Genomic DNA, 21,444 nt, shown 5'->3' with positions numbered 1-21,444 from the left:
GATCTTTTTCGAAAACCGGTGCCCACTTTTTGGGATCATGCCCTGATGCGTTTCGGCTTCGGGCTTTCCGCACTGAAAGAGCAATATCCGGATGTTGATGCGCATTATCTGCGTATGCCGCATGTCGAAAAAGGCATGACGGTCGGTCTGTTTGGCGGCTCGTTTAACCCTCCGCATGGGGGGCATGCGCTGGTGGCAGAAATTGCAATCCGGCGACTTAAACTTGATCAGCTCTGGTGGATGGTGACACCCGGTAATCCGCTGAAAGACAGCCGCGAGCTGGCGCCGCTCGCTGACCGACTGAAGCTGAGCGAAGATGTGGCAAGCGATCCGCGTATCAAAGTGACTGCTCTGGAGGCTGCCTTCAACGTGCGTTATACGGCTGATACCCTGGCGCTCATCCGCAAAGCCAATCCCGGTGTGCATTTTGTCTGGGTGATGGGGGCTGATAATCTTGCATCGTTCCATCGCTGGCAGCGTTGGCGCGAGATTGCGCAGAATTTTCCAATCGCAGTGATTGATCGGCCGGGTTCGACACTGGCTTATTTGTCGTCGCGCATGGCGCAGACATTTTCCGATAGCCGACTTGATGAACATTATGCGCCTGTTCTTGCGCGCCGCACGCCGCCTGCCTGGACATTCATTCATGGGCCGCGTTCTTCGCTCTCGTCGACCGCACTCCGTAAACAGAAATTGAAAAAGTGAACGGGCTTTTAAGCGCATCCTGAAAGGTATGAAACGGTTTTCGGGTGAGATGTGCGTCAAAAAAAGCTAAGACTCTTGAAAGAATACAGGGACTCTGCCTATCTTAGGTATGTGCGGTGCTTATGAATGCCGTACTGCGTTGTTCTTGTCGGAAAGGAACTACACTGAGAACAGCAATTGAGAAGAAGGCTCACCACGCGCCTTCACCGGTCGGGATGAACGAAACAGCTTTCGTGTCCCAGACCTTCGACGCGGCTTTGGCCAGTCTCGAAAACTCCAAAGCAGAATCCATCATCCCCATCGACATTCGCGGAAGATCTTCGATCGGCGATTATATGATCGTCGCGTCTGGTCGTTCGCATCGTCATGTAACGGCTGTCGCTGATCATCTTATGCAAGCTCTTCGTGAAATGGGCTGCAAAGATATGCGGGTCGAAGGACTCGAGGGCGGTGATTGGGTTCTCATCGATACAGGCGATATTGTCGTCCATATTTTCCGTCCGGAAATCCGTGATTTCTACAATCTGGAAAAGATCTGGATCAACGACGATCTCGAAGATCAGCGCGCATCGGGAACGGTGCACTGATCAAGTCGTAAAGAGGACGTGATGCGTGTGAGTGTTATGGCCGTGGGCCGGATGAAAGCCGGCCCCGAGCGGGAGTTGGTCGAGCGTTATTTCGACCGTTTTTCCAAGGCGGGACCGCCGCTTGGGCTCGAATTTGCCGGTGTGAGCGAAATCCCCGAAAGCCGCGGCCAAACGGCTGATCTGCGCAAAGCCGAAGAAGCACAGCGCATCAATGAAGCACTCGGCAATGCCGGTTCAGGGGGCGCTGCCCTTATCCTGCTCGACGAGCGCGGCAAAGCGCTCGGCTCGGAAGCTTTTGCTGAACGCATTGGCCGTATGCGTGATGATGGCAAGCGCCAGCTGATTGTCGCCATTGGCGGCCCGGACGGGCACGATCCTGCTTTGCGTTCGCGCGCAGATCTGGTTCTGGCGCTGGGCGAACTCACATGGCCACATCAGATCGCGCGTATATTGATAGCTGAGCAATTATATCGGGCTGCAACAATTCTTGCGGGTCATCCCTATCATCGGTCCTAGTTCTTTCATGTTTTTCCAATAGGTGACGAATAGGTCCTATTTTGGCCTGATTTCGCAACTGCCTCCTGTATCACCTATAGAAATTCATGACGTACACAAAACCTACCGTGAACGTACCCCAGATCGCTTTCGTGACAGATGGCGGCTTTCTCAAGCCTACCCTTGTGGCGATGTGGGGCGTGCTTCGCCACTTATCTGTACCGGGCATCATACATTTCTGGGGTGATGGCCTCAGCGACCAGGACTGGGAAGCGGTAAGGCGCGTTGCGGCGATAAATCCGGCTGTTACGCTGAATTGTCTCGCTCTGTCTGCCGATGATCTGGATGGGGCCAAAAGGCTGACAGCTTATATCTCTGCGGCAGCGATGGGACGGCTACATATTCCATCCCGTATTTCTGGCCGGGTACTTTACATCGACGGTGATACACAGGTTGTCGGTGATGTAGCACCGCTTTTCTCACTCAATCTAAATGGCTGCCCAATAGGTGCCGTACGTGATTGCGTTGTGGCAAAATGGTCGTCACGCAGCCTTAAGGTGCGTGAAAAATGCGAGCCGCGTGTCCGTGAATTGCAGGGATTGATGGGGCAGAGCGATATTTCGCGTTATTTCAATTCGGGTGTGCTGTTGCTTGATACGGATGCTATCCGCGCTGAGCCGGAATTGCATCAGTCTATGCACGATCTTGTTCGGGCTTCTGCCTGCCCGCTCGGTGATCAGGACCATCTCAACAACGTGTTTCGTGGTCGTGTGCATCTTCTTAACCCGGCTTATAATTCCTCGTGGCGCGATGCTCCCCGACAGCGCCGGCATATAGCCCGACTTGGTGGCGATGCTGAGGAAAGCAAGACGGCTCCGGATATTATCGTTCACTTCCACGGTCCCGAAAAGCCCTGGAAACGCCCGCGCCGCGATCTTTGGAAAAGTCGCGCGCGTGCCGTCTGGCGCTATCGTCGTGAGATGCAGGAATATGCGCAGAGTTATCCCGATCTTGCGCTGTGAGCGATCTTTTTGCTTAATGCTGCCGCGAACAACGGTTGGATAAGCACAGATGCGTATCATTCAGCTTGATCACATACAGCTGGCAATGCCAAAGGGTGAAGAAGAAAAAGCCCGAGCTTTTTATGCGGGGCTGCTGGAACTTCCGGAAGTGTCCAAGCCGCAAAATCTGGCGGTAAGAGGTGGCTGCTGGTTCGAACGGGGGTCGTTGAAAATTCACCTTGGAATCGATCCTGATTTTATTCCGGCACGCAAGGCGCACCCAGCCTTCATTGTTGAGGAACTGGCAGAACTGACCGAAACACTGATCAAAGCAGGTGTCTCTGTTGTCGAAGATGAACCGCTGGTTGGTTATGCAAGACGCTATGTCTCTGATCCGTTCGGGAATCGTATCGAATTGATGGAGAAATTCGCATCATGACGGCTATAAACCACGCCAGCGCTTATGGTTGATGGTTCGTTAACGGTATGCGGCTAGTTTTGGCCTTGTTTGTTCCTGATATAGCGCGCCATGAGTCTTTTTCGCCTTCCCAAAAAGCCTAACCTGTCTGCCGTGTTGCGGACTGGTTTTGTTGCGACTGCTCTTATGGCAGGCGTGCCACAGGTTTTTGCACAACAGGCTCTTCAGCAGCAGCGCGATCAGGCAGCGAGTGAATATGAGCAACTCAGCACCGAATTGTCGGTGACGGGCGATAAGCTGAAACAGCTTGAAGACGAGGTGGCAAACCTCAAAAAGGATCAGGCAACGATTACGGCAGCACTGATCCAGTCGGCCAAGACTGACAAGAAATTGCAGCAGGATATTGCCGATAGCGCTGACAAGCTCGTATCTCTGCGCGAGCAGGAAGACGGCATTCGCAATTCCTTGCGAGCGCGACGCAGCATTCTGGCTGAAGTGCTGGCAGCCCTTCAGCGGATGGGTTTGAACCCGCCGCCCGCAATTCTCGTGCGACCCGACGATGCTCTGGCATCGGTACGCAGTGCTGTGCTGCTTGGTGCGGTTGTACCGGAAATGCGTGAGCAGGTGGAAGAGCTCACCAGCGATCTCAAGGATATGCAGCGCGTTACCGCTTCTATTACCCAGGAACAGGACAAGCTCAAGGAAACGCGGTCGGCGCAGGCTGAAGAGCAGAAGCGTCAATCACTTCTTCTTGATGAAAAGAAGAAGTTGCAGGCGCAATCCGAGCAGGAAATCGAGGCGCAACGCAAGCGTTCGGAAGAACTTGCGGCCAAGGCGGGCAGTCTCAAAGAACTGATCGACGGGCTTGATGAGCAGATGGCAGGTGTGCGTGATGCGGCAGATGCTGCGCGCAACGCGGAAGCCGAACGTCTTGCAAAAGCGCAGGAAAAGGCCGGAGAAGCAACGCCAGACGAGAACCGCCTGCATGCGCAGCTCGATTTTGCATCACTGCATGGAAAGCTGGCATTGCCTGCTGCGGGCAAGACAATCCGGCATTTTGCTGAAAAGGACGGTGTTGGTGGCAACATGATGGGGCAGGTTGTCGAAACCTTGCCCGCTGCCACGATTACGTCACCTTCCGATGGCGTTGTGCTTTATGCAGGTACATTCAGATCTTATGGGCAGCTCTTGATCCTGGATGCTGGCGGCGGATATCATATCGTGATGGCTGGCATGGGCCGAATCGATGTGGCGCAAGGTCAGTTCATGCTGGCGGGTGAGCCTGTCGGTGCAATGGGTGAAAAACTTCTCGCAAGTGTTGCACCAATTGAGGTGGGCAATGGCGCGCCATTGCTTTACATTGAGTTTCGAAAAGATGGAAAACCCGTTGATCCGGCCCCGTGGTGGTCCGAGCGGCTTTCTGGAAGGACACAAAATGATACGTAAACTGTCGCTGCTGTTCGCCGGAGCCCTGATGGGCGCGTCAGCCATGGTGATGGTTCAGGGCGCGCCTGCCTCCACTGCTTTTGCCGCAGCGGGGAAAGACAGCGATGTCTACAAGGACCTGGCTCTCTTCGGTGATATTTTCGAGCGCGTGCGCCAGCAATATGTGACGCCGCCAGATGACAAGAAGCTGACCGAAAGTGCCATTAACGGCATGTTGACGTCGCTCGATCCGCATTCGTCTTATCTCAACCCGGAGGCAGCGCAGGACATGCGTGTGCAGACCAAGGGTGAGTTTGGTGGCCTCGGTATCGAAGTGACAATGGACAACGATCTCGTAAAGGTCATCGCGCCGATTGATGATACGCCGGCTTCCAAGGCCGGTGTTCTCGCAGGCGATCTGATCAGCAAGATCGACGGTCAGGAAGTCCGCGGTCTGAGCCTGAGCGATGCCGTTGAAAAGATGCGTGGTGAAGTTGGCTCGCCAATAGAGCTGACACTTATTCGTCAGGGTGCCGACAAGCCGATCACGCTCAAGATCGACCGCGCGGTCATCAAGGTCAAGGCAGTTCGCTCGCGGATTGAGAATGACGTCGGTTATCTGCGCGTGATTTCCTTCACAGAGCAGACTTCGGAAGATCTCAAGAAGGCGATCAAGGATATTCAGGAAAAGGTTCCGGCCGACAAACTGAAGGGCTATGTGCTCGACCTCCGCCTTAATCCGGGAGGTCTGCTTGATCAGGCTGTTGCTGTCTCAGACACGTTCCTCGACAAGGGTGAAATTGTTTCGACCCGCGGTCGCGATCCGCAGGATGTAACCCGCTTCGACGCACGCAAGGGAGACCTTGTCGACGGCAAGCCGGTGATCGTGCTGATCAATGGTGGCTCGGCCAGTGCTTCGGAAATTGTCGCCGGTGCTCTTCAAGATCATCGCCGTGCGACCGTGCTCGGCACACAATCTTTCGGCAAGGGTTCTGTACAGACGATTATCCCGCTTGGTGAAAATGGCTCGCTACGTCTGACGACCGCGCTCTATTATACGCCGTCGGGCAAGTCGATCCAGGGCAAGGGCATCACGCCGGACATCAAGGTTGAACAGCCGTTGCCGCCAGAACTGCGCGGCGAGGATGTTGTTCGTGGTGAGTCCGAACTTAAAGGCCACATCAAGGGTAACGCTGAAGACGATCAGGGATCGGGTTCGGCAGCTTATGTTCCGCTTGAGCCGAAGGATGACGTTCAGCTCAACGAAGCGCTGAAGCTTCTGCGTGGCGAAGAAGCCAATGCTGCTTTCCCACCAGACCCTAAAAAGGGTGTTCTGAACTGATCTGCCTTAGTGCGCCGTGTGTGTCCTTTCGGACGCACAAAGGTCGCTCTAAGCTATTGAATCTACGCATCGTGCTTTCCAAAAATCAATTCCGGTTTTGGGGCTGATGCTGTTGAAGGCGAATGAAACAACAAGCGCGGGAGTTCAGGCTCCCGCGTTTTCTTTTGTCGCAGTTTACAGCGGCTCCAGATAAGATTGAATAGTTGTAACCGCTTTATAACACTCGTTCAAACGCGCGCATACGGAGATACCATGTCGAAGCATAAAGGTCCTGTCGATCCTGAAAGCCTGCCTTATCGCCCTTGTGTGGGGCTGATGGTGCTCAACAGGGAAGGCCTCGTCTGGGCCGGTCGTCGCATCGTTATTCCGGGTGACGAGATGGATGGGGCTACGCAGCTTTGGCAGATGCCGCAGGGCGGTATCGATAAGGGCGAAGACCCCGAAGTTGCGTCGCTACGCGAGCTGTATGAGGAAACCGGCATGAAGTCGGTTTCACTGCTTGCAGAAGCACCAAACTGGATCAACTACGATCTGCCGCCACGTTTGGTCGGGCAAGCCCTCAAGGGTAAATATCGCGGCCAGACCCAAAAGTGGTTTGCTTATCGCTTTGAAGGCGACGAGAGCGAGATTGCAATCAATCCCCCTCCCGGTGGGCATACAGCCGAGTTCGAAGAATGGGCGTGGAAGCCGATGCAGGAGCTGCCGGATTTGATCGTGCCTTTCAAGCGCAAAGTCTATGAAGAGGTCGTGAGCGCTTTCCGGCATCTTGCACCATAATTCATCAGCCCTCTTGTCTGACAGGCCAACATATTGTCAACTCATCGCAGATGCGTCGGGGACGCGTTCTGAGAGGGAGAATTGCTTATGGACGGTATGAGTCTTCTTGTATTCCTTTTCGTTGGTCTGATTGCTGGCTGGCTTGCCGGCAAAGTGGTGCAGGGCGGTGGTTTTGGCCTCATCGGCAATATTATTGTTGGTGTAATCGGTGCTTTCTTCGCGGGCTGGCTCTTGCCACGATTGGGCTTCTCGGTTGGCGGCGGTATTCTCGCTTCCATCATCAACGCCTTTATCGGTGCTGCAATCCTTCTTGTTATTCTGCGTATCGTTAAACGCGTCTGACGACGTGTTCCAACCCTGAATAAAGGCCCGGGTTTTTTCAAAAGCCGGGCCGCTCTTTTTTCGAAGTTCAATCCAATGACACCGAATTCACGACTGTCTCTCGGTCTGGCTCTGACCGCATCGGCAGGCTTCATTGATGGAATTGCTTTTCTGGAATTGGGCGGCTTCTTTGCCTCCTTCATGAGCGGCAACACCACCCAGCTGGGGCTCGCCATTTCCGCGCAACCGGATGCTATGGGGCGGGTAATTATCTGGCTTCCCGCCGCTCTTATCGCGTTATTTTTCGCAGGCGCATTTATGGGGACACTTACCGTTCGCGCCCATGGCAAGAATGGTAGCCTTGCGGTCATGGCAAGCGTGGCGGCGATACTTCTTCTGGTCAGCGCCTTGCGTCATGTGGGGCTCGATCTGATCCATCCGGTGCTGCTTCTGGCAGCCGCTATGGGTGCGCAGAATGCCGCCGTACAGCCTATAGGCTCTGCGCGTCTCGGTGTGACTTATGTGACCGGAACTTTGTTTAATTCAGCGGCTGATCTTGCCGGTTCATTGCGTGGTGAAGTGCCACGATGGCGCTGGTTGCAACATTTCGCTGTTTGGCTGTCATTGATGATCGGTGCCGTTATGGGCGGCTTTGCGCATTATTTCATTGGCCTCGATGCGCTGTTTATTCCTGCAGCTATGATCATCGGTGTGATGGCATTCTATTGGAAAGCAAATTAGAGCGCATTTCGATCTCATCATTTTTTACGCGCATCTTATCCGAAACCGTTTCACACTTTTCGGGATGGGCTCTAACTAAACAGCGATTTCTCACTCTCCACGAGCTCGGAAATCAAAGCTGAAACAGCCGTGACACGCCGCAGAGTGCGCGCAGATTCATGATAGGTCAGCCAATAGGCCCGGCGGATGATGCGATCGGGCAATACAGGCACAAGATTAGGATCTGCGCGTGCGATGAATGCGTGCAAAATGCCGATGCCTGCACCCGCACGAACTGCCTCCATCTGTCCCAATGCGCTTGAAACCTCAAAAGCAGGCTTCCAGTCGCGGCTGATTTCCGGCGCATAGGCCAGAGACGGATTGATCACCAGATCTTCCACATAGCCAATTGTTCGATGGTGGTTCAGATCTTCGACGCTTTCAGGCATGCCGTTCGCTTCGAGATAGGAGCGATGGGCAAAAAGGCCCAGCGTATAATCGACCAGCCTGCGGGCGACCAGCCGTCCCTGTTCAGGGCGCTCGACCGTGATGGCGATGTCTGCTTCTCGCCGCGACAACGAGAAGGAGCGCGGCACAGGCACAAGCTGGATGGTAAGATCGGGATATTGCTGTGTCAGCCGCGCCAGTCTTGGAGCCAGAAAAGTAACGCCAAAACCATCAGGCGCACCAATCCGCACCGTACCCGATACAGCGATATCGGCATTACCGACTTGCGAACGCGCAGAAAGCATTTCTGCTTCCATGCGTTCGGCTGCAAGCAGAAATTCTTCGCCCGCCTGCGTGAGTGTCGAGCCGTTGGTTCGGCGCGTCAGCAGCGTTGTGGAAAGCGCCGTCTCAAGTGCAGTCAGTCTGCGGGCAACTGTTGTGTGGTTGAGGCCGAGCCTTTTGGCCGCGCCCAGAATCTGCCCAGAGCGCGCGACAGCAAGGAATATGCGAATATCATCCCAGTTCATGGTGTTCTTTGTCTGAGCGTGAGTTTGCCCGAAAATTGCTACGCGCTTTTCGGGGTTTATCTTATTGGTACTATAAAAAATGCACAACGGATACGCTTTTCAGCGCCTTGCAATTGTGAATTTGCAGAGTCAGGATAGCTGTCAAGATGGCAGGTTTTGGATCTGCCAGACGGAACCAGAATTCAGGGAGGTCTTCCAATGCGCACTGTAGGGCATTTCATCGGCGGCAAGCATGTAGCTGGCAAAAGCGGCCGTACGTCGGATATTTTTCAGCCGCTCGATGGCACGGTGCAGGGCACAGTTGCTCTCGCCACAAAAGACGAAGTCCGTGCTGCAGTGGAAAACGCCAAGGCTGCACAGCCAGCATGGGGCGCAACCAACCCGCAGCGTCGCGTTCGCATTCTGCGCAAGTTCCTTGAGCTGGTTGAAGCTGAATACGACAGCCTTGCCGAACTGCTTGCACGCGAACACGGCAAGACTATTGCTGACGCCAAGGGCGATATTCAGCGCGGTCTTGAAGTGGTCGAAGTCTGCCTTGGTTCTGCGCATATGCTGAAGGGCGAATTCACCGACAATGCAGGAACGGGCATCGACACCTATTCCATGCGCCAGCCGCTGGGTGTTGTGGCGGGTATCACGCCGTTCAACTTCCCGGCAATGATTCCGCTCTGGAAAGCCGGTCCTGCAATTGCATGCGGCAATGCCTTTATCCTGAAGCCGTCGGAGCGTGATCCAGGCGTACCGATGCGCCTTGCCGAACTGTTCATGGAAGCCGGTCTTCCAGCTGGCATTTTCAACGTCGTCAATGGCGACAAGGATGCTGTTGATGCGCTGCTTGACGATCCTGATGTTCAGGCCATTGGCTTCGTCGGTTCTACGCCGATTGCGCAGTATATTTATGGACGTGGTTGCTCGAACGGCAAGCGTGTGCAGTGCTTTGGCGGTGCAAAGAACCATATGCTGATCATGCCGGATGCAGATATGGATCAGACCGTTGATGCGCTGATCGGCGCAGGTTACGGTTCGGCTGGCGAACGCTGCATGGCGATCTCGGTTGCCGTTCCTGTTGGTGAAGACACTGCAAACCGTCTGATGGAAAAGCTGATCCCACGCGTTGAATCGCTGAAGATTGGTCCTTCGACCGACAATTCAGCCGATTACGGCCCGGTTGTTACTAAGGCTGCACTCGATCGCATTCGCGGTTATGTCGATCTCGGTGTCGAAGAAGGCGCAAACCTCGTCGTCGATGGTCGTAACTTCAAGATGCAGGGCTATGAAAATGGCTTCTACATGGGTGGTTGCCTGTTCGACAATGTCACGTCGGACATGCGCATCTATAAGGAAGAAATCTTCGGTCCGGTTCTTTCGGTCGTTCGCGCCAAGACCTATGAGGAAGCCCTGGCTCTGCCGAATGAACATGAATTCGGCAATGGCGTTGCCATCTTCACCCGCGACGGTGATGCAGCGCGCGATTTTGCAAGCCGCGTTCAGGTTGGCATGGTCGGTATCAACGTGCCGATCCCGGTTCCGATTGCTTATTACACCTTCGGTGGCTGGAAGGCTTCGGGCTTCGGTGATCTCAACCAGCACGGCCCTGATGCATTCCGCTTCTACACCAAGACCAAGACAGTCACCTCGCGCTGGCCGTCTGGCGTCAAAGACGGAGCTGAATTCGTCATCCCGACGATGAAGTAACGCCAGACGTTTCTTTGCTTGCGCGTCCTCGCTTTGCTGCGGGCGCGCGGCATGGCGTCAGGGATAGTGCGGAGTTTGTCATTCCGACGATGAAGTAATTTCGGACCCTTTCTTACAGAGTATCGACCCCGCCCATTGTGGCGGGGTTTTCTTTTCTAACGATGTGATGGGGAGGGAACGGAGTTTCTTTCCAGTCGTTTAAAACAGGCACGAAGATTTCCGCGGGGTCGTTTCGCAGTCGAAGCGATTCACTTACGTTCAGATGAAGAGTGAGAGGCAGAGTGCCTTATTGATCAGCCAGAATGTGCAGGAGTTTCCCATGACCGCGAAAGTCAATCAACGTATCGTCCTCGCTTCACGTCCCGATGGGCGTCCGGTGGCTCAGAACTTCCGGCTTGAGGAAGTGGCAATCCCAAGCCCGGGCGAAGGTGAACTGCTTCTGAAACTCCGTTACCTTTCGCTTGATCCCTATATGCGTGGGCGCATGAGTGCCGCCAAATCCTATGCTGCGCCTGTCGAGATCGGCGGCGTCATGGATGGTGGGACCGTGGGCGAGGTGGTTGAGAGCCGCAGCGCAGGTTTTGCGCCAGGCGATTTGGTACTTTCGCATTCAGGTTGGCAGAGTTATGCGCTCGTAAAAGCCACAGATGTTCGCAAGCTTGATCCGAAGGCAGCACCCGTGACGACTGCGCTCGGTATTCTCGGCATGCCAGGTTTTACCGCCTATTCAGGTCTTCTCACAATTGGTCAGCCGAAAGAAGGTGAGACCGTAGTGGTTGCCGCAGCGACTGGACCCGTGGGGTCTGCCGTGGGGCAGATTGCGAAGCTGAAAGGCGCACGCGCCGTTGGTATTGCGGGCGGCGCGGACAAATGTCGTGCGCTGATTGAAGAGTTCGGCTTTGACGCAGCAATTGATCATCGCAGTGAAAACTTTGCAGAAGAGCTGGCTGCGGCCTGTCCGAAAGGCATTGACGTCTATTTCGAGAATGTAGGCGGCAAAGTCTTTGCGGCAGTTTTCCCGCTGCTCAACCAGTTTGCCCGTGTGCCTGTGTGCGGTCTGATTGCCCAATATAACCAAAGCGGTGCATTCGATGGACCGGATCGTCTGCCGGTTTTCATGCGGGACGTTTTGTCGAAAAGCCTCACCATTCGTGGTTTTATCCAGCGTGATTTCGTGGAGCAGCGCCCGGCCTTCTATCATGATATGGCGAAGTGGATTGCCGATGGTCATGTTCGCTATCGCGAGGACATTGTCGACGGGCTTGAAAATGCACCAAAAGCCTTCTTTTCGCTATTTGAAGGCGGTAATTTTGGCAAGCTGATCGTGAAAATCGCGTGAGTGCATTTCGAAAAATGCCAATCTGTTTTCAGACGCGTTACGTTTGATCAAACATTCTGCTTGCAGAACGGCGCTTCGGGCGTGATGCTGTAGTTCTTCTTTGGGACGCGAGTCTTTTTTTGAGGGCAGGCAGGTCATGGGCGAACGCCAGCAGGCGGGTATAGGCGAGGGCGGTGGTCCGGGACGCGAGCGTCAGGACGAGGCGCAGCGTATTCTCGATCGGCTTGAGCGCGAACAGATCGGTGCAGAAGGCATTGTGCGGCGCGGGTTGTCGCGCACCGCCGAACATCTGTCAGCCAGCGACGCGCCGGAGAATGATCCGATCGAACTCTGGGCTACGCGTGTTGGGCGCGGACTTGGGCTCATCATCACGCTGGCGATAATCGGCTGGCTCCTTTTCTATCTCATGCAAAGCTAGGTTCAATATGACGCTTTCTGCGCCGTCGGATGCGACAACCGTTATTGTCATTTCAAGTCATGTCGTGCGCGGTTCTGTGGGTAACCGTGCTGCAGTTTTCGCATTGGAAACGCTGGGCTTTCCTGTCTGGGCTGTGCCGACTGTGGTGTTGCCATGGCATCCCGGTCATGGGCCTGCCGGGCGTATCGTGCCGCCGTCGCAGGAATTCGCAACATTGATGAAGGATCTGGAACGCGCGCCATGGCTTGGTGAAGTGGGGGCAATCCTGACCGGTTATCTCGGTCATCCCGAACAGGCGGACGCTGTCGCCGGGCTTATCAAAGCGGTGAAAGCGCGCAATCCAAATGCGCTTTATCTGTGTGACCCGGTGATCGGGGATCAGAAGGGGCTTTATGTTCCTGAAGCAACGGCCATTGGTATCCGTGACAAGCTTCTGCCTCTTGCTGATATTGCCACGCCCAACCGGTTCGAGTTGTCGTGGCTGACGGGGGTTCCGCTGGAAGACAACAAGGCGCTGATGGAAGCAGCACTTGATGCAGGTCCTGCGACAATGCTGGTAACGTCTGCTTTCCCGCTTATGACAGGCAGTATCGGCAATATCCTGCTGACGCCGACGGTTGCGCTGATGGCGGAGCATCGCTGCGTCGAAGGACCGACCAATGGTCTTGGCGATCTGACTTCAGCGGTATTTCTGGCGCGCAAGCTATCCGGTCTTTCCGACGAGAAGATGCTGCAAAGCACGACAGCTGCGGTGTTTGAGATAATGGCTCGCTCCGCCAAGCGCGGCGCTGATGAACTGATGCTGGAAGCAGATGCTTCCAGTCTCGCGACACCAATGGCAATGGTGCAGACGCGGCGACTGGTGCATCCGACCAAGGGATTGCGGGCGTAGGGCTGTGGTTTCAGCAGTATTCTGCACCATGCTTATGCGGTTTATGGTGGCTGCGAGAGATCGCAAATGCTTGAACCTGAACGCCAACGTTTTTTATTGCTCTCGGTTTTCGATAGGGATATTGGAAAGTCATGGCTGATCTACCAGATTCACTACTCGCCGGTTATCGTACCTTTATGAGCGAGCACTTCGCGCAGGAAACAGCGCGTTATCGGGAACTCGCGGAAAAAGGCCAGTCTCCTCAGACTTTGGTCATCGCGTGTTGCGATTCGCGCGCCGCTCCTGAAACCATCTTCAATACAGCGCCGGGCGAAATCTTTGTCCTGCGCAATGTTGCAAACCTTATTCCACCCTATGAGCCGGATGGCGAATTCCATGCAGCATCGGCTGCACTCGAATTTGCAGTGCAGAGTCTCAAGGTGAAGAATATCGTCGTCATGGGCCACGGCCGCTGCGGCGGGATCAAGGCTGCGCTCGATACGGAGAGCGCTCCGCTTTCTCCCGGTGATTTCATCGGCAAGTGGATGAGCCTGATTGCACCAGCGGCAGAAACAGTCAGCGGCAATCAGCTGATGACCCCGACGGAGCGTCAGACGGCCCTTGAGCGTATTTCAATCCGCTATTCTCTCAATAATCTGCGCACTTTTCCTTGTGTCGATATTCTGGAAAAGAAGGGTAAGCTCACCTTGCATGGCGCGTGGTTCGATATTTCGACCGGTGAACTTTGGGTGATGGATCACCAGACCGGTGATTTCAAGCGACCGGATGCCGGGCCATTGCAGCCCGCATCGGATATATCTGAGTAATAAAAAAAGCCCGGTTTCCCGGGCTTTTCTTTTATGATTTTGACTGGATTAGAGCGCCGATCTGATTGAATCAAATCGGCGCTCTAATCATTTATTTTTACGCGCATCTTTTCCGAAAACCGTTTCACACTTTTCGGGATGCGCTCTAGTTCCCGTCGATTGCCTTGCCCATTTCGGCAATGGCGCGCTGGTAAACGCTTGCAGCGTTCCAGCCCTGAATTGCACCGTAGTTCGGTTCGCCAGGCTGATAGCCAGCGCCGCGCTTCCAGCCGTGACCGACCAGGAAGTTTGCAGTCGAATAAAGTGCATCCGCCTTCGAGCGAGCCATGTCGATATGACCGCTACCATCACCGTCCACGCCATATTTCAGCACGTTAACCGGCAGGAACTGTGTCTGGCCGATTTCGCCATGCATGGCGCCGACAGCATTTGGATCGAGATCCTGATTGTCGATCAGCTTGAGCGCTGCATAAAGCTGCTGGGTGAAATAGTCGCTGCGGCGGCAATCATAGGCGAGCGTTGCAACTGCCGAAAGCGTGTGCTGCTTGCCGAGATAGGCACCAAAGCCGGTTTCCATGCCCCAGATAGCGAGCAGCGGACCGGCTGGAACGCCATAACGCTTTTCGATTGCAGCAAAGAGCGCCGCATTCTGCTTCTTCATCGAACGTCCGCGCTGGATGATCGTGTTTGCGCCGCGCTTCTGCATGAACTGCTCGAAGGAAAGCTTGAAGCTCTTCTGATTGCGGTCAGCATTGATCGTGGCCTGCGCATATTTGGTGTTGGACAGAGCACCGATTGCACGCTTGCCAATGCCACGTCCCTGCGCTTCCTTGATCGTCTGCTGGAGCCAGGCATTATAGCCAGCGCCGTTGTTTCCGCACTGGGCTGCCTCAGCGAGGCCGGTTCCGGCCATCATGCCCACTGCAAGAACTGCTGCTGCGGTCCAAGACCGGCCCTTGGCAAACAATGCCATTCGTTTCTCCTTTGGAGTTGATTCTACCTCGGCGCGAATTTGCCATTCTTTACATCAAATGTCATGCCGGAACCGGACACCAAGTCCCGCCATTTCAAGTATTTTATCGCCATAATAAGGGAGTTTGACAAGTTTGAGGCTTGAGAACGAACATTTTCGCCCCTGTTGACAAAGTGCTTCATACCTATGGACTATAGAAGTGCTGGTAAAAACTATTTACCACTATGACCACAATTTGCTCTTTGAGGCCACGACATTGACGAGGGAGGACGCCACGTGTCGAATGGATTTCTTGCATTATTTGCATTTTTGCCGATTTTCGTAGCCGGTGTAATGCTGGTTGGATTTCGTATCCAAGCCCGGACCGCTATGCCGGTCACTTACATAATCACCGTGATTATTGCGATGGCTCTATGGGGTATGAGCGGCAATCGCATCATCGCTTCCACCATCCAGGGGTTGATACAGACTGCCGGATTGCTCTGGATTATCTTCGGGGCGATTTTGCTGCTCAATACGCTCAAGCATTCGGGCGGCATTTCTGCCATCCGCTCTGGTTTCGCACAAATCAGTCCTGATCGGCGTGTTCAGGTGTTCCTGATTGCGTGGCTTTTCGGCTCCTTCATCGAAGGGGCGTCTGGCTTTGGAACGCCTGCGGCTGTTGTCGCTCCGTTGATGGTTGCGGTTGGTTTTCCAGCGCTTGCAGCCGTCACGTTCGGTCTCATTATTCAATCAACGCCCGTTTCTTTTGGCGCAGTTGGAACGCCGCTCATCGTGGGTGTGCAGTCGGGTCTCAATCGCGAGGCATTGACGGGGCAACTTCAGGGCGCCGGTTCAAGCTGGGAATACTTCTTTCACATCATCACGTCGGAAGTAGCCATTCTGCATGCCATTTGCGGTACTTTCATTCCGCTCTTCCTTGTTCTTATCATGACGCGCTTCTTCGGGCGTAACAAGTCATGGACGGAGGGGCTGGCGATTCTGCCTTTCGCGCTCTTCGCAGCCTTTTCATTCACAATACCCTACGTTCTAAGTGCTGTATTTCTGGGTGCGGAATTCCCGTCAATGATCGGCGGTCTGGTTGGTCTGGCTCTCGCCACACTTGCAGCCCGTGCCGGTTTCCTGATGCCGAAAGACACCTGGGATTTTGCGCCAGCGTCAGAATGGCCGGAAGGCTGGATGGGTAGCGTCGAGATGAAGCTCGACGAACTGACATCGCGAAAAATATCGTTGGGACTTGCCTGGACGCCGTACATACTTCTGGCTGTGTTCCTTGTGGTCAGCCGTACATTCCCAGCCGTTGGCAGTGCGTTGAAGTCGGTGACTTTTGCTGCAACCAACATTATGGGGGAAACAGGAATAAGCGGTGACTTTGCGCCCTTGTTCTTGCCTGGCGGACTGCTTGTCATTGTCTGCCTGATCACCTTCTTCCTTCATCGCATGTCAGCGGTGCAATTTTCGAAGGCGTTTGGTGAAAGCACAAAGACCTTGCTCGGTGCGGGCTTTGTGTTGCTCTTCACTGTCCCGATGGTTCGCGTGATGATCAATTCCGGTGTCAATTCAAAGGAGTTGGTCAGCATGCCGCTGATGGTTGCAGATTGGGTGGCTGTCGAGGTTGGAAATATCTATCCATTCTTTGCTCCATCCGTCGGTGCGCTCGGCGCGTTTCTTGCGGGCTCCAATACTGTTTCCAATCTCATGCTCAGTCAGTTCCAGTATGGTGTTGCAGAAGGGCTTGGAATTTCTGGGGCATTGATGGTTGCCGGGCAATCGGTGGGTGCTGCTGCGGGCAATATGATCGCTATTCATAATGTCGTTGCTGCTTCTGCAACGGTCGGATTGTTGGGCCGCGAAGGCTTGACGATGCGCATGACCATCATTCCGACGATCTATTATGTGACACTGGCAGGCACATTGTTGCTGATCGGCTTCTACGTGCTGGGCATCGGCGATCCGCTTGTCGGAGCCGTTCCACAATAAGGCTCGAGTAGGCGGCCCTGTGTAATATGGTTTTGCAGGGCCGCTTCCTGCCTTTTGCTTGACATTGCTGGCTTATCACCTTAAAGCCTGCCTCAATCTACCCGCGATCTTCAGAACGCGAGCCACCGACCGGGACCCATTGTGGTATAAAACGATCCCGGAGGTCCACATCCGACAGCGCGATGCGCCCTCGGGTGCTGTATCTCTTTGGTTGCTTCTTGAACTGACCAGTTCGCGGGACGATCTATCCCTGAGAACGCATTAAGCCTCCTCTCGGATTAAAAGGAAACTCGATGTTTGAATCACTTCAGGAGCGTCTTGGCTCCATTCTGAACGGCCTGACCGGACGCGGCGCTCTCTCTGAAGGCGACGTGGCGGCTGCGCTGCGCGAAGTGCGTCGTGCGCTGATTGAAGCCGACGTTTCGCTGGAAGTGGTTCGTTCTTTCACCGACCGCGTTCGTGAGAAGGCCGTTGGTGCCGAAATTCTGAAAAGCATCAAACCCGGCCAGATGGTCGTTAAGATCGTTCATGACGAGCTTATCGAAATGCTGGGCACCGAAGGTGTCACGGTCGATCTGAACGCGCCTGCACCTGTCGTCATCATGATGGTTGGTTTGCAGGGGTCGGGTAAGACGACAACCACCGGCAAGCTTTCCAAGCGTCTGACCGAGCGTCAGCGCAAGAAGGTGCTGATGGCCTCGCTCGATACGCGTCGTCCGGCAGCACAGGAACAGCTTCGTCAACTCGGTATTCAGACCTCGGTTGACACATTGCCAATCATCGCTGGCCAGTCGCCGGTTGAAATCGCCAAGCGCGCCGTTCAGGCTGCAAAGCTCGGCGGTCATGATGTGGTTATCCTCGATACCGCTGGTCGTACGCATATCGATGAGCCGCTGATGGTGGAAATGGCGGATATCCGCAAGGCCGCCAATCCGCATGAAATTCTGCTTGTGGCCGACAGTCTGACTGGTCAGGACGCGGTAAACCTCGCGCGCAACTTCGATGAGCGCGTCGGCATTACCGGTATTGTTCTCACTCGTATGGATGGCGATGGCCGTGGCGGTGCCGCACTTTCGATGCGCGCCATCACCGGCAAGCCGATCAAGCTGATCGCCACCGGCGAAAAGATGGATGCGCTTGAGGAGTTCTATCCTAAGCGTATTGCCGACCGTATTCTCGGCATGGGCGACATTGTTTCGCTCGTCGAAAAGGCTGCTGAAAACATCGACGCGGAAAAAGCCGCTGCGATGGCTAAGAAGATGCAGTCGGGCAAGTTCGATCTCAACGATCTTGCCGACCAGCTGGGCCAGATGAAAAAGCTCGGTGGCATGGGCAGCATCATGGGCATGATGCCCGGCATGGGCGGGATGAAGGACAAGGCAGCAGCAGCTGGTCTTGATGACAAGGTTTTTGATCGTCAGATCGCCATCATCGGTTCTATGACCAAGGCCGAGCGTGCCAATCCCGATCTGCTCAAGCATAGCCGTAAGCAGCGTATTGCCAAGGGTTCCGGCACCAATGCTGCCGACATCAACAAGCTTCTCAAGATGCACCGCCAGATGGCCGACATGATGAAAGTCATGGGCAAGGGCAAGGGCGGAATGATGAAGCAGATGATGGGCGGTCTTGCTGGCAAGATGGGTCTTGGTGGTCTCGGTGGTGGCATGGGAATGCCTGATCTGTCCAAGATGGACCCGAAGCAGCTTGAAGCACTTGCCAAGCAGGCCGAAGCTGCCGGTCTAACCAAGGTTGGTGGTCTGCCAGGGTTGCCGGGCTTAGGTGGGCCTAAGCTTCCGGGTCTTGGTGGCGGTCTTCCCGGCCTGCCGAAGAAGAAGTGAGTAAGATGGCTGACGAACAGAACACTGTACCCGCTGAGCTTCTGTCCTTGCGCGCTTCCATCGATAATATCGATGCAGCGCTGATCCATATGCTTGCGGAGCGTTTTCGCTGCACGAAAGCTGTGGGCGTTTTGAAAGCCGAGCGTGGCCTTGCTGCTGCTGACCCGGCGCGTGAAAAGCGTCAGGTCGAGCGTCTGCGTGCGCTGGCTGTTGATGCCCATCTCGATCCAGATTTTGCTGAAAAATTCCTGAATTTCATCGTGAAGGAAGTCATTCGGCACCATGAGCATGCCGCTGCAAATCACAGCGGAAACTGAACACCGTAAAAGCGGTTCAACCGATTGCCCGTCTGGGCAGAACTATTGTCTAAAGGAAAGAAAAAATGGCTCTCAAGATCCGTCTCGCCCGCGCTGGCTCCAAGAAGCGTCCTTACTACCACATCGTTGTTGCTGACGCTCGTAGCCCACGCGATGGCCGTTTCATCGAAACCGTTGGTGCATGGAACCCAATGCTTGCCAAGGACGCTGAACGCGTAAAGCTCGATGGCGACCGCATCCAGCATTGGATTTCGCAGGGCGCACAGCCTACTGATCGCGTTCTTCGCTTCCTCGACCAGGCTGGCCTTGCAAAGCGTGAAGCACGCAGCAACCTGACCAAGGGTGAGCCAGGCAAGAAGGCTCAGGAGCGTCTCGCTCTGGCCAAGCAGGCTGAAGAAGAAGCAGCTGCAAAGGCTGCTGAAGCTGCAGCCGCCGCTGCTGCTCCTGCTGAAGAAGCTGCAAGCGAATAATTTTTCGCAACTTGCGAATGGAAAAGCGGCGGAGCAATCCGCCGCTTTTTTTGTTGGCGGCTTTGTGGGGAATAGGGGATGCAAGTGGGGATTGTCGTGAAACTTACCACAGTGTTGTCGGCGTTTATTCTCGTCACGCTGGCCGTTCCGGCGCGCGCGATAGATGCGCAGGAACTGGCCGCGGCAGCTGCCTCTTATGAGGACGGGGCTGCAGCGCAACAATTGGAAGACCGGATTGCCGACCTCATTGAGGCGGGGGACAAGGTTGGTCTGAAGGCACTCGCCACGCAAATCGAGAGAGAGGACGGCCCCTTTCTTGAAGCTTTGGCCGCATTTCAGGAACAGAGCGAACCGGGAGCGGAAGAAGTAGAACCCGCTGCCAGCGATGAATTTGCACGGCTGGCAATGGCCATGGGATCTTGCCATCAGGCAAACATTGCCCTCAGAACCATCGTTCTTCTCGTTTCCGCAGGCGAAGCCGAACCGATCGTCAGGAGTGGTCTTGTCATGATCGACGGGAGTGAAATCGACAGTACCTATGCAAGTCTGATCCACATATGCGAGAAGGTAAAAAAGCTTCCCGCCCATAGGCCGAGGATCGGTTCCAGATGCGTATTCACGGGTGTCTGTGGCGATGATCCGGATATGACTGGAGAAGTCGGGCGGAGCTCAGGAACGTCTGGCCATGACTAGGCGGATGGAAGAAGATGCCGCTGAAGCTGTCGCTTTTCTTATGGGCTGGCTGACTATAATGTTGCCGGTCGAGCCTTACCTCAGGTCCAGCTCCCATGTCTGACCGATGAGATCTGCACCGAATGAATGGTGCGGGGCTTCGTCAATAAGCTTGAAACCGGCTCTTTCGTAAAGACGTCGGGCCGCTGTCAGAACGCTGTTTGTCCAAAGTGTAAGTTGATCGTCACCGACGGCGCGCGCGCTTTCGATGCAGGCATTCACAAGTCTGGCTCCTACGCCTGTGCCGCGCGCTTCCTGTTCGACATAGAGCAAACGTAGCTTGCCGAGTTTTGGCCGATCTCCATGTACCAGAAAGACCGATCCGACGATGCGGCCATTCATTTCCGCTATCCAGGCCCCATCATGTGCGGGATCGAAGGCTTCGATGAAATCTGCAAGAATCCGCGCAACGAGCGCCTCATATTCGTGATTCCAGCCATATTCTTTGGTGTAAAGCACGGCCTGCCTGTGGATGATCCAGCCAAGGTCGCCAGCTTGTAGGCCACGTATCTGCACGTCCCGCAGGTCCGGTTCATCAAATATGCGCGTGATTGTTGCAGCCGATGCAAGTAAGTCCTTGCGTTGGTCTGGCCTCAATCCGTCGAGAAGCTCACCGACTGCCCCACACGTATTCCGTTCCAGAGCGGAGTAAACCTCACGGCCGGCTTTGGTAAGCTCGATGGGACGGCTGCGGCCGCCTTCCGGGTGCTGTGATGTTTCAATCAATCCACGTTCGGCAAATCGTTTGAGCATCCTGCTGAGCTGGCCGCGATCGAGATCAAGAGCCCGCATAATTGTTGCAGCCGTCGGGTTGGTGCGATGTGCGATTTCGTAAAGGATACGCGCTTCGGACAAAGAGAACGGGCTCTTGTCGAGATGTGTGTTCAGAAGGCCGAGGCGGCGCGTATAGGTGCGGTTGAAAGCGCGCAATTCGCTGATGTCTTTTTGGCTTTCGCTCAATGTCATGGCTGTATACGCCGTTGCGCGGCGCCTCCTATATTGACTTTATCAATATGCAATATGTTGATAGAGTCAACATAGTTTTCAGGCGATCGTTTCGTCCCAAAGAAAACTCATCAATGATGGTGTAAGAAAGGTTTGTGGGTCGCGCGTCTATGGACTCAAGTCAAACAGACTGGACGACACATGAAATTCGTCTATCCTATTGATTTGACGGCTCGCATTTTTGTGAATGCTCGTATGCGAGTACCAAATTTGT

General features: G+C 54.7%; 23 protein-coding genes. 20 read left to right on the top strand and 3 right to left on the bottom strand.

Going from position 1 to position 21,444, the window contains the following annotated elements:
* The first annotated feature begins 45 nt into the window (after nt 1–45).
* From ACSME1_RS05530 to ACSME1_RS05485, 10 genes are all read left to right on the top strand, one after another.
* Nucleotides 46–705, top strand: a complete 660-nt coding sequence (locus ACSME1_RS05530) for a nicotinate-nucleotide adenylyltransferase (protein WP_024895846.1) — start codon at nt 46–48, stop codon at nt 703–705.
* 215 nt (nt 706–920) lie between these two features.
* Complete coding sequence (gene rsfS, locus ACSME1_RS05525) at nt 921–1,292, top strand: ribosome silencing factor (protein WP_024895845.1); 372 nt, start codon at nt 921–923, stop codon at nt 1,290–1,292.
* Between the two features lie 21 nt (nt 1,293–1,313).
* Nucleotides 1,314–1,808, top strand: a complete 495-nt coding sequence (gene rlmH, locus ACSME1_RS05520) for a 23S rRNA (pseudouridine(1915)-N(3))-methyltransferase RlmH (protein WP_024895844.1) — start codon at nt 1,314–1,316, stop codon at nt 1,806–1,808.
* An 86-nt stretch (nt 1,809–1,894) separates the two neighbouring features.
* Entirely contained in the window at nt 1,895–2,809 is a 915-nt protein-coding gene (locus ACSME1_RS05515) for a glycosyltransferase family 8 protein (protein WP_435654944.1), read from the top strand.
* Between the two features lie 49 nt (nt 2,810–2,858).
* Entirely contained in the window at nt 2,859–3,227 is a 369-nt protein-coding gene (locus tag ACSME1_RS05510) for a VOC family protein (protein ID WP_105706889.1), read from the top strand.
* Between the two features lie 165 nt (nt 3,228–3,392).
* Nucleotides 3,393–4,652 carry a murein hydrolase activator EnvC family protein gene (locus tag ACSME1_RS05505; protein ID WP_435654951.1) on the top strand — a complete coding sequence of 420 codons (1,260 nt, stop codon included), beginning with the start codon at nt 3,393–3,395 and terminating at the stop codon, nt 4,650–4,652.
* Nucleotides 4,642–5,973 carry a S41 family peptidase gene (locus ACSME1_RS05500; RefSeq protein WP_100558545.1) on the top strand — a complete coding sequence of 444 codons (1,332 nt, stop codon included), beginning with the start codon at nt 4,642–4,644 and terminating at the stop codon, nt 5,971–5,973. The genes ACSME1_RS05505 and ACSME1_RS05500 overlap by 11 nt, the downstream gene beginning before the upstream one ends.
* 252 nt (nt 5,974–6,225) lie before the next feature.
* Entirely contained in the window at nt 6,226–6,750 is a 525-nt protein-coding gene (locus ACSME1_RS05495) for an RNA pyrophosphohydrolase (protein ID WP_024895839.1), read from the top strand.
* An 87-nt stretch (nt 6,751–6,837) separates the two neighbouring features.
* Nucleotides 6,838–7,092, top strand: a complete 255-nt coding sequence (locus ACSME1_RS05490) for a GlsB/YeaQ/YmgE family stress response membrane protein (RefSeq protein WP_024895838.1) — start codon at nt 6,838–6,840, stop codon at nt 7,090–7,092.
* A 75-nt stretch (nt 7,093–7,167) separates the two neighbouring features.
* Nucleotides 7,168–7,812, top strand: coding sequence for a YoaK family protein (locus ACSME1_RS05485; protein ID WP_105706886.1), 645 nt, complete (start codon nt 7,168–7,170; stop codon nt 7,810–7,812).
* A 71-nt stretch (nt 7,813–7,883) separates the two neighbouring features.
* Here the strand turns inward: ACSME1_RS05485 and ACSME1_RS05480 are convergent, their stop codons facing one another.
* Complete coding sequence (locus tag ACSME1_RS05480; protein ID WP_024895836.1) at nt 7,884–8,765, bottom strand: LysR family transcriptional regulator; 882 nt, start codon at nt 8,763–8,765, stop codon at nt 7,884–7,886.
* 198 nt (nt 8,766–8,963) lie between these two features.
* On the opposite strand from ACSME1_RS05480, the gene ACSME1_RS05475 reads away from it, so the two are divergent.
* From ACSME1_RS05475 to ACSME1_RS05455, 5 genes are all read left to right on the top strand, one after another.
* Nucleotides 8,964–10,460 (top strand): CoA-acylating methylmalonate-semialdehyde dehydrogenase, encoded by a 1,497-nt coding sequence (locus ACSME1_RS05475; protein WP_024895835.1) that lies wholly within the window; start codon nt 8,964–8,966, stop codon nt 10,458–10,460.
* A gap of 319 nt (nt 10,461–10,779) precedes the next feature.
* Complete coding sequence (locus ACSME1_RS05470) at nt 10,780–11,799, top strand: NADP-dependent oxidoreductase (RefSeq protein ID WP_105706885.1); 1,020 nt, start codon at nt 10,780–10,782, stop codon at nt 11,797–11,799.
* A gap of 136 nt (nt 11,800–11,935) precedes the next feature.
* Nucleotides 11,936–12,217, top strand: a complete 282-nt coding sequence (locus tag ACSME1_RS05465) for a hypothetical protein (protein ID WP_024895833.1) — start codon at nt 11,936–11,938, stop codon at nt 12,215–12,217.
* 7 nt (nt 12,218–12,224) lie between these two features.
* Nucleotides 12,225–13,109 carry a pyridoxal kinase PdxY gene (gene pdxY, locus ACSME1_RS05460; RefSeq protein ID WP_100558549.1) on the top strand — a complete coding sequence of 295 codons (885 nt, stop codon included), beginning with the start codon at nt 12,225–12,227 and terminating at the stop codon, nt 13,107–13,109.
* Nucleotides 13,110–13,240: 131 nt separating this feature from the next.
* Nucleotides 13,241–13,915: a carbonic anhydrase gene (locus ACSME1_RS05455; RefSeq protein WP_024895831.1), complete on the top strand. Its 675-nt coding sequence runs from the start codon at nt 13,241–13,243 to the stop codon at nt 13,913–13,915.
* Between the two features lie 145 nt (nt 13,916–14,060).
* On the opposite strand, the gene ACSME1_RS05450 is transcribed toward ACSME1_RS05455, so the two are convergent.
* The gene (locus tag ACSME1_RS05450) at nt 14,061–14,888 is read right to left on the bottom strand and encodes a lytic murein transglycosylase (protein ID WP_024895830.1); all 828 of its coding nucleotides are present in this window, start codon (nt 14,886–14,888) and stop codon (nt 14,061–14,063) included.
* A 276-nt stretch (nt 14,889–15,164) separates the two neighbouring features.
* On the opposite strand from ACSME1_RS05450, the gene ACSME1_RS05445 reads away from it, so the two are divergent.
* From ACSME1_RS05445 to ACSME1_RS05425, 5 genes are all read left to right on the top strand, one after another.
* The gene (locus ACSME1_RS05445; protein WP_024895829.1) at nt 15,165–16,868 is read left to right on the top strand and encodes an L-lactate permease; all 1,704 of its coding nucleotides are present in this window, start codon (nt 15,165–15,167) and stop codon (nt 16,866–16,868) included.
* Nucleotides 16,869–17,161: 293 nt separating this feature from the next.
* Complete coding sequence (gene ffh / locus ACSME1_RS05440) at nt 17,162–18,706, top strand: signal recognition particle protein (RefSeq protein ID WP_105706883.1); 1,545 nt, start codon at nt 17,162–17,164, stop codon at nt 18,704–18,706.
* 5 nt (nt 18,707–18,711) lie between these two features.
* Nucleotides 18,712–19,023 carry a chorismate mutase gene (locus ACSME1_RS05435; RefSeq protein WP_036566570.1) on the top strand — a complete coding sequence of 104 codons (312 nt, stop codon included), beginning with the start codon at nt 18,712–18,714 and terminating at the stop codon, nt 19,021–19,023.
* A gap of 65 nt (nt 19,024–19,088) precedes the next feature.
* Nucleotides 19,089–19,493 carry a 30S ribosomal protein S16 gene (gene rpsP / locus ACSME1_RS05430; protein ID WP_024895826.1) on the top strand — a complete coding sequence of 135 codons (405 nt, stop codon included), beginning with the start codon at nt 19,089–19,091 and terminating at the stop codon, nt 19,491–19,493.
* Between the two features lie 96 nt (nt 19,494–19,589).
* Nucleotides 19,590–20,186: a hypothetical protein gene (locus ACSME1_RS05425; protein ID WP_235822349.1), complete on the top strand. Its 597-nt coding sequence runs from the start codon at nt 19,590–19,592 to the stop codon at nt 20,184–20,186.
* 75 nt (nt 20,187–20,261) lie between these two features.
* Here the strand turns inward: ACSME1_RS05425 and ACSME1_RS05420 are convergent, their stop codons facing one another.
* Nucleotides 20,262–21,191 carry a bifunctional helix-turn-helix transcriptional regulator/GNAT family N-acetyltransferase gene (locus tag ACSME1_RS05420; RefSeq protein WP_024895824.1) on the bottom strand — a complete coding sequence of 310 codons (930 nt, stop codon included), beginning with the start codon at nt 21,189–21,191 and terminating at the stop codon, nt 20,262–20,264.
* Nucleotides 21,192–21,444 lie beyond the last annotated feature (253 nt).

This window comes from Brucella pituitosa (genome assembly GCF_965577835.1).
GTDB classification, from domain to species: domain Bacteria; phylum Pseudomonadota; class Alphaproteobacteria; order Rhizobiales; family Rhizobiaceae; genus Brucella; species Brucella pituitosa.
The sequence above is the reverse complement of the archived record's forward strand: the minus strand, read 5'-3'. Positions and strand labels throughout refer to the sequence as shown.